Annotated in this window: 7 protein-coding genes; 4 read left to right on the top strand and 3 right to left on the bottom strand. The window is 66.9% G+C overall.

Translation table 11 applies throughout. The annotated features are described in order from the left end of the window. The first annotated feature begins 5 nt into the window (after positions 1-5). Positions 6-743 carry a siderophore-interacting protein gene (locus IV113_RS15340; RefSeq protein WP_291086687.1) on the top strand — a complete coding sequence of 246 codons (738 nt, stop codon included), beginning with the start codon at positions 6-8 and terminating at the stop codon, positions 741-743. Between the two features lie 10 nt (positions 744-753). Here IV113_RS15340 and IV113_RS15335 read toward each other — a convergent pair whose 3' ends face one another. Continuing rightward, a complete protein-coding gene (locus IV113_RS15335; RefSeq protein ID WP_291086672.1) occupies positions 754-2316 on the bottom strand; it encodes an acyl-CoA synthetase in 1563 nt (520 codons plus the stop codon). Between the two features lie 156 nt (positions 2317-2472). Here IV113_RS15335 and IV113_RS15330 point away from each other — a divergent pair, with 156 nt between their 5' ends. The 3 genes from IV113_RS15330 to IV113_RS15320 all read left to right on the top strand — a co-directional run bounded on the left by IV113_RS15330 (position 2473) and on the right by IV113_RS15320 (position 5020). After that, complete coding sequence (locus IV113_RS15330; protein WP_291086670.1) at positions 2473-3279, top strand: ABC transporter permease; 807 nt, start codon at positions 2473-2475, stop codon at positions 3277-3279. Positions 3280-3284: 5 nt separating this feature from the next. Beyond that, positions 3285-4289, top strand: a complete 1005-nt coding sequence (locus IV113_RS15325) for a mammalian cell entry protein (protein ID WP_291086668.1) — start codon at positions 3285-3287, stop codon at positions 4287-4289. Between the two features lie 89 nt (positions 4290-4378). Further along, positions 4379-5020: a hypothetical protein gene (locus IV113_RS15320; RefSeq protein WP_291086666.1), complete on the top strand. Its 642-nt coding sequence runs from the start codon at positions 4379-4381 to the stop codon at positions 5018-5020. Here the strand turns inward: IV113_RS15320 and IV113_RS15315 are convergent, their stop codons facing one another. Together IV113_RS15315 and IV113_RS15310 are read right to left on the bottom strand one after the other, a co-directional pair. Further along, on the bottom strand, positions 5021-5515 hold the full coding sequence (locus tag IV113_RS15315) for a CreA family protein (RefSeq protein WP_291086664.1): 495 nt from the start codon (positions 5513-5515) through the stop codon (positions 5021-5023). Positions 5516-5540: 25 nt separating this feature from the next. After that, positions 5541-6461 carry an AEC family transporter gene (locus IV113_RS15310; RefSeq protein ID WP_291086663.1) on the bottom strand — a complete coding sequence of 307 codons (921 nt, stop codon included), beginning with the start codon at positions 6459-6461 and terminating at the stop codon, positions 5541-5543. Between the last annotated feature and the right edge of the window lie 110 nt (positions 6462-6571).

Here is a 6571-nt window from a genome sequence, read left to right as displayed (position 1 = left end):
GCCGCCTGCAGGTGCAGCGCATCGACCGCATCGGCGCGAACTTCCTGCGCATCCGTTTTGCCGGTGATGCCCTGCACGGCTTTGTGAGCGCATCGTTCGATGACCACGCCAAGCTCATGCTGCCGCCCCAACCAGGCCAGCCCCTGGTGTTGCCCGAACCCGGCCCCGACGGCCTGGCGCTGCCGCCCGGCGCCGAGAAGCCGGCCATGCGCGACTACACGCCGCGCCACTTCGATGCTGCGGCCCGTGTGCTCGACATCGAATTCGTGTTGCACGGCGACGGCGTGGCTTCACGCTGGGCGGAAGCCGCCAAACCCGGCGACGAGGTCGGTCTGGGTGGGCCACGTGGCTCGTTCGTGGTGCCCACGGGCTTCGACTGGCACGTGCTGGTGGGAGACGAGACCGCCATCCCGGCCATTGCGCGGCGGCTCGAAGAGTTGCCCGCGACCGCGCAGGCGATCACCGTGATCGAAACCTGCGACGCGGGCGACCGCCGCAGCTTCAGCACCCGCGCGCGCCTGCAGACGCACTGGATCGAGACTGGCTCCACCGATGCACTGGCGCGCCAGGTGGCCGCGTTGACGCTGCCGGCCGGCGAGGGCTTTGCCTGGGCCGCCGGCGAGGCCGCCAGCATGGTGGCGGTGCGCCAGGCGCTGGTTGAGCGGCATGGGTTGGACAAGGCCCGCGTGCGTGCCTCCGCCTACTGGAAACGCGGCAGCGCCGGCCACCACGAGACGCTGTGAGCGCGCGGCGTCAGCCGGCGTAGTGCTGGCGCAGCTCGCGCTTGAGCAGCTTGCCGCTGGGGTTCTTGGGCAGGCTGTCGGTGAACACCACGCGTTTGGGGCTCTTGAACGTGGCCATGTGAAGGTTGCAGTGTGCGATCACCTCGGCCTCGGTGAGTTGTTGCCCGGCCTTGACCACGATCACCGCCGTGACCGCCTCGACCCACTTGGCGTCGGGCAGACCGATCACCGCCACCTCGCTCACACCGCTCAGGCGGTAGATCATTTCCTCCACCTCGCGGCTGGCCACGTTCTCGCCGCCGGTCTTGATCATGTCCTTCTTGCGGTCCACCACGGTGATGTAACCCTCGTCGTCGATCACCGCGAGGTCGCCACTGTGGAACCAGTCGCCTTCAAATGAAGCTTCAGTGCGCTCGGGGTCGTTGAAGTAGCCCAGCATGAGGTGGGGCGAGCGGTGCACGATTTCGCCGACCTCGCCCACGACCACGTCCTCCATCGTGTCGTTGACCACCCGCGTTTCCACATTGAGCACGGCCTTGCCGCAGGAGCCGGGTTTGCGCAACTGGTCCTGGGGCCCGAGCATGGTGGCCAGTGGCGCAATCTCGGTCTGACCGTACAGGTTCCACAACCGCACGGCAGGCAGGCGCGAGGCCAGTTCCTTGAGCACCTCCACCGGCATGATGGACGCGCCGTAGTAGCCCTTGACCAGGCTCTTGAGCTTCGTGGCATCGAACAAGGGCGAACGCAGCAGCGCGATCCACACCGTGGGCGGCGCAAAGAAGCTGGTGATCTGCATGCGCTCGATCAGCGCCAGCAGGTTGTCGGGCACCGGTTTGGCCGTGATCACGTTGCTGCTGCCGATGTAGATGGCGGGGCCGAAGAACACGTCGAGCTGGGCGCAGTGGTAGAGCGGCAGCGCGTGCAGTGCGCGGTCAACTTCTGCGATCTCGGCGTTGATCACGCAGCTCACGTACTGCCACAGCACCGCGTCGTGCGTGAGCATGGCGCCTTTGGGCGTGGACTCGGTGCCGCTGGTGTAGACGATCTGGGCCAGATCAAAACTGCCCAAGGTCACCTCGGGCAACGGGTCAGCGCAGGCGGCGAGGTGGTCGAAACGGTGCATGACGGGGTCGGGCTCGCTGGGGTCTTCGCTGGGCAGCCAGATGAATCGCTCCACCACGGTGTCCAGCGCTGCGGCGTCGCGCGCCAGCGCGGCCAGGCCGCTGTCGGTGGCGAGCGTGCGGGCGCCCGCGTGACGCAGGATGTAGGCCACCTCGTCGGCCTTGAGCATGAAGTTGATCGGCACCAACACCGCGCCACGGCGCGCCAGGGCAAAGCGCAGGGCCGCGAAGCCGTGGGAATTGCGCGCCAGCACGGCCACCTTGTCCCCCTGGTCCACACCCAGCCGGGCCAGACCCGCGGCCAGGCGACTGACCAGCGCGTCGAACTCGGCGTAGGTCCATTGGGTGGTGCCGCAGACGATGGCGGTCTTGCCCGGCAAACGCAGGGCGGTGCGGTGCAAGGCGTCGGCAATGGTCTGGCGGCGCACCACCGGGTGAAGGGACGAGGACATGCGTGGGCTCCTGGAGGGATGGATGCTGGCTTGGGTCAGTGGTCTGATTGAAGCCGAATCGCCGGCTTTGGCCATGCGCGTTTTCACCAGCCCGCTGTCACCTTTGCACACGGCATGCTCGCCGAACCTTCACACACTGCGGACTATCATCCAGCGATGAACCCCGTCTCCGCCAGTCAGACCCTCATGACCCGTTGGGGTCACCGGGTGCGCCTGTCGTGGGTCACCTGGTGGCATGTGGTCATGCTTGGCGCGCAGATCGTGGCGATGGCGCTCACGCCGTCGAGCTACGCCGCGGGCCCCCGTCGCCTGAGCGTGCTCCTGCATGTCTACAAGGCCACGGCGCCGCTGCTCACCGGGTTTCTGGTGCTGTCGGCGCTCATCAGCCTGGTGCTGATCCGCATCGTGGTGGCCACGGCCTACAGCTATGGCCTGTCGCAATACGCGCTGGAGGTGCTGGTGCGCACGCTGGTGCTTGAGCTCATTCCGCTGTATGCCGCGATGTTTGTCGCGGTGCGCTACGCCATGCCGGGCGCCCAACTGGTGCGTGAGCAGCTGTCTGTTCACCAGCGTGCGGGCCAGGAGTTGGGCCAAGGCGTGTTGTTGACCACCGAGCTGCTGCCGCGCGCCCTGGCCTCGGTGTTCTCGGTGCTGATGCTTGCCGCCCTGAGCTGCGTGATCGCGCTGGTGCTCACCTACCTCACGGTTTACGGCTTTTCGCACTGGGGCCTGCCCGGCTACACCCGCAGCGTGGGCCAGGTGTTCACGCCTGCGGTCACCTTGATCTTTGCGCTCAAGACGCTGTTCTTCAGCCTGGCCGTGGCCGTTGTGCCCCTGGCCGGCAGTGCGCAACAGGATGCTCAGGGCCTGTATGCCCAGCGCAGCGACATCTCCGAATTCGCCCGCCTGTTCTCCGTGGTGCTGCTCATTGAAGTGGTCTCGCTGGTGGGCAACTACTACTGAACACGATGAACCCCACGCCCAACGAACCCACCGCTCCCGACTCGCCCGAGGTGAAGCACCTCGAGTTCAAGGCTGCGCTGCTGCTGGTGGCCCTGCTCGTGCTCGTGATCGGATCGGGCCTGTATGTGATGTTTGCGCGCGGCATGTTTGAAGACACGCAGCGGCTGGTGCTGATCTCCGACGACTCCGAAGGTGTGGTGGTGGGCATGGACATGACCTTCGCCGGCTTTGCCATCGGGCGCGTGGCGCGCATCGAGCTGGGCGCGGACGGCAACGCCCGTATCCTGATCGACGTGCCGACCAAGCAAGCCAAATGGCTGCGCACCTCCAGCATCTTCACCATGGAGCGCGGCCTGGTGGGCGGCACGCGCATCCGTGCTTACAGCGGCGTGCTGGACGACCCGGCACTGCCCGACGGTGCCGAGCGCACCGTGCTGCGTGGCGACACCGCCGCCGAAATTCCGAAGCTGGCGGCCAGCATGCGCGAGGTGTTGGACAACGTGGCCGCGCTCACCAAGAAGGATGCCGCGCTGGACGCCGCGCTGACCAACGTGCAGAGCGCCACCGAGCGACTCAAGGGACCGCAGGGCGCCATGGGGGTGCTGATGGGCAACGACGAAGACGCGAAGAAGCTGGTGATCACCGTCGAGCGCGCCAACGCGCTGCTGGCGCGCGCCGAAACGCTCACCGCGCGCATGGACAGCCTGGTGAGCAATGCGAACAAGCAGGTGTTCGGCCAGGGCACGGACCAGGGTGGGCTGGTCGCCGATGCACGCGTGACCGTGCAGCAACTCAATGGCCTGCTGGCCGAGGCCCGCACCAGCCTGCAGAAGGTGGACGCGGTGCTGGTGGAGGCGCAGGGCATTGCCAGCAACACGCGCGAGGCCACCACCGATCTCGGTGCATTGCGCGGTGAGGTGGAATCCAGCCTGCGCAAGGTCGATGGGCTCATCAACGAGATCAACCGCAAGTGGCCTTTTGCGCGCGACACAGAAATAAGGCTTCCATGAACACCCCCGCGCCGGTCCCTTCGGTCCCGTCACCCCCTCAAGGGGGCAATACCTGCGGCCCGGCAAAGCCGGCTCCGCGGTATTTCTGGGTGGGGAGCGCCACTGCACTCCTGCTTGCGCTCGCCGCCTGCTCCAGCAATCCACCCCCACCCGACTGGCCGGGCGAGGCCAAGGGCAGCAGCGAGCGGGCCACGGAAGCCTGGCTCAGTGGCAACAGCCGGATCGAGATGGCGGAATTCAACCGGGCGCGTGCCGAGGTGGCGCGCACCGGGCAGGTGGCACTGGTGGCGCGGCTGGAGCTGCTGCGCTGCGCCACGCGCGTGGCCAGTCTGGTGGTGGAACCTTGTGTCGGCTTTGAAGCGCTTGCGCAAGACGCGGCGCCGGCCGAGCTCGCCTATGCGCGGTATCTGGCGGGCAACGCGCAAGCGGCGGATGCGGCCTTGCTGCCCGAGGCGCACCGCGCTCTCGTGGGCAATGCAACGCCGGACGCTGCGCTGGCATCGATCCAGGACCCGCTCTCACAACTGGTGGCCGCCGGCGTGTTGTTTCGCAGCGGTCGCGCCACGCCCGGCGTGATGGACCGGGCGGTGGACACCGCGTCGGCGCGGGGCTGGCGCCGGCCCTTGCTGGCCTGGTTGCAGGTGCAGCAGCAACGCGCCCAGGCGGCTGGCGACACCCAGGCTGCAGCACGCTTGCAGCGGCGCATGGACCTGGTGGCGCCGGCCCGGTGATCAGCGCATGGGAATCGTTGTACCGGGTGGCAGCGGCACGGCGGTGACGCTGTTGTCGGGTGAGCCTTCGATAACCCGGTCGGAGTAGCTCAGGTAGACCAGGGTGTTGCGGGTCTTGTCGACCATGCGCACCACCTGCAGCTTCTTGAACACCAGCGACGTGCGCTCGGTGAACACGACTTCCTGCTGACGCAGGGGATCGCCCACAAACGACACGGCGCCCACCTGCTTGCACTCGATGCTGGCGTCCGACTTGTCTTCGGCCAGACCGAGCCCGCCCTTGATGCCGCCGGTCTTGGCGCGCGACACGTAACAGGTGACGCCCTTGACCTTGGGGTCATCAAACGCGTCGACCACGATCTTGTGGTCGGGCCCCAGCCACTTGAACACCGTGTCCACTTCGCCGATGGCCTGGGCGTGGGCCGCCGAGGTGGCGAACGACAGACCCAGCACCAAGGCGGAGAGGAGAGCAGCGGGACGGCGCAACGGGTTCATGGTGGCTTTCAGAGGAGGATGTTGATCATGCGCCGGCCATGGGTCTGAGCACGCCCAGGGCAAATGGCAGGCTCACGATGCCCAGCAAGGTGGACAGCGTGACCAGCCCCGCCACGTAAGGTCCGTTGTAGCCCATGCGCGCGGCCAGCACATAACAACTGGACGCGGTGGGCACGGCGGAAAACATCAGCAGGATGGTGGTCTGGGTCGGGTCGAGCCTGAAGAGCAACGCCAGCCCGAGCGCCATGAGCGGCATGCCCAGGTGCTTGACCGCCAGCACCAGGCCGCCCAGCGTCTTGGCGCTGGCCAGCATGCCGAACTGCATGCCCGCGCCAGCGGCCATGAGCCCCAGCGCCAGCGAAGCCTGGCCGATGCGGTTGACCGTGGGCTCGAGCCAGAATGGCACGGAAAACCCCAGCAGGTTGGCCACCAGGCCAGACACAGTGCCGATGATGAGTGGATTGCGCAGCAACTCGCGCAGGAAGCCCTTGTTGGCGTGCCGCGCCATCGGCCAGACCGCGCCCACGTTGAACAGCGGCACACACACGCCGATGAGCACCGCGATCATGAGCAGGCCCGGCGGGCCGGCCATCTTCTCGGCCAGGGCCAGTGCAATGAAGGAGTTGAAGCGAAAACCCACCTGGGCGCTGGCCGCGTGCAGACGCACATCCAGCCGTTTGCCAACCCAGGGCCAGTGGGTCAGTGAGTACGACAGCGCAATGCCGCACAAGCCCAGTGAGATGCCCGCACCCATGAGGCTGGACGCCTGGCCCAGATCGAGCGGGCTCTTCACGATGCTGTGAAACAGCAGCACGGGAAACAGAAAGTAGTACACCAGGCTCTCCACCTGCTCCCAGACCTTGCGGTTGAGGGCGGTGAAGCGGCAGACCAGGTAGCCACAAAGGATGAGCGAGAAGTCGGGGAAGAGCAGCTGGGCGAAGTTCACCGGGCGAGCATAGCGTGTCGGGGGTTTCCACTTATGTAGTTGTCCCATGTTCGTGCGGGTGCTCACAGGCTACATTGCAGGCTCGCATCGCGCGACCGTACCCCGCTCGC

Source organism: Hydrogenophaga sp., from assembly GCF_018780385.1.
Lineage (GTDB): Bacteria > Pseudomonadota > Gammaproteobacteria > Burkholderiales > Burkholderiaceae_C > Hydrogenophaga.
This window is presented reverse-complemented; position numbering and strand designations above follow the sequence as displayed.

What these genes read in the sequence shown, in the direction of transcription:
- IV113_RS15335 (WP_291086672.1), bottom strand. Translation starts at nt 2,316, where the DNA reads ATGTCCTCGTCCCTTCACCCGGTGGTGCGCCGCCAGACCATTGCCGAC.
- IV113_RS15330 (WP_291086670.1), top strand. Translation starts at nt 2,473, where the DNA reads ATGAACCCCGTCTCCGCCAGTCAGACCCTCATGACCCGTTGGGGTCAC.
- IV113_RS15325 (WP_291086668.1), top strand. Translation starts at nt 3,285, where the DNA reads ATGAACCCCACGCCCAACGAACCCACCGCTCCCGACTCGCCCGAGGTG.
- IV113_RS15315 (WP_291086664.1), bottom strand. Translation starts at nt 5,515, where the DNA reads ATGAACCCGTTGCGCCGTCCCGCTGCTCTCCTCTCCGCCTTGGTGCTG.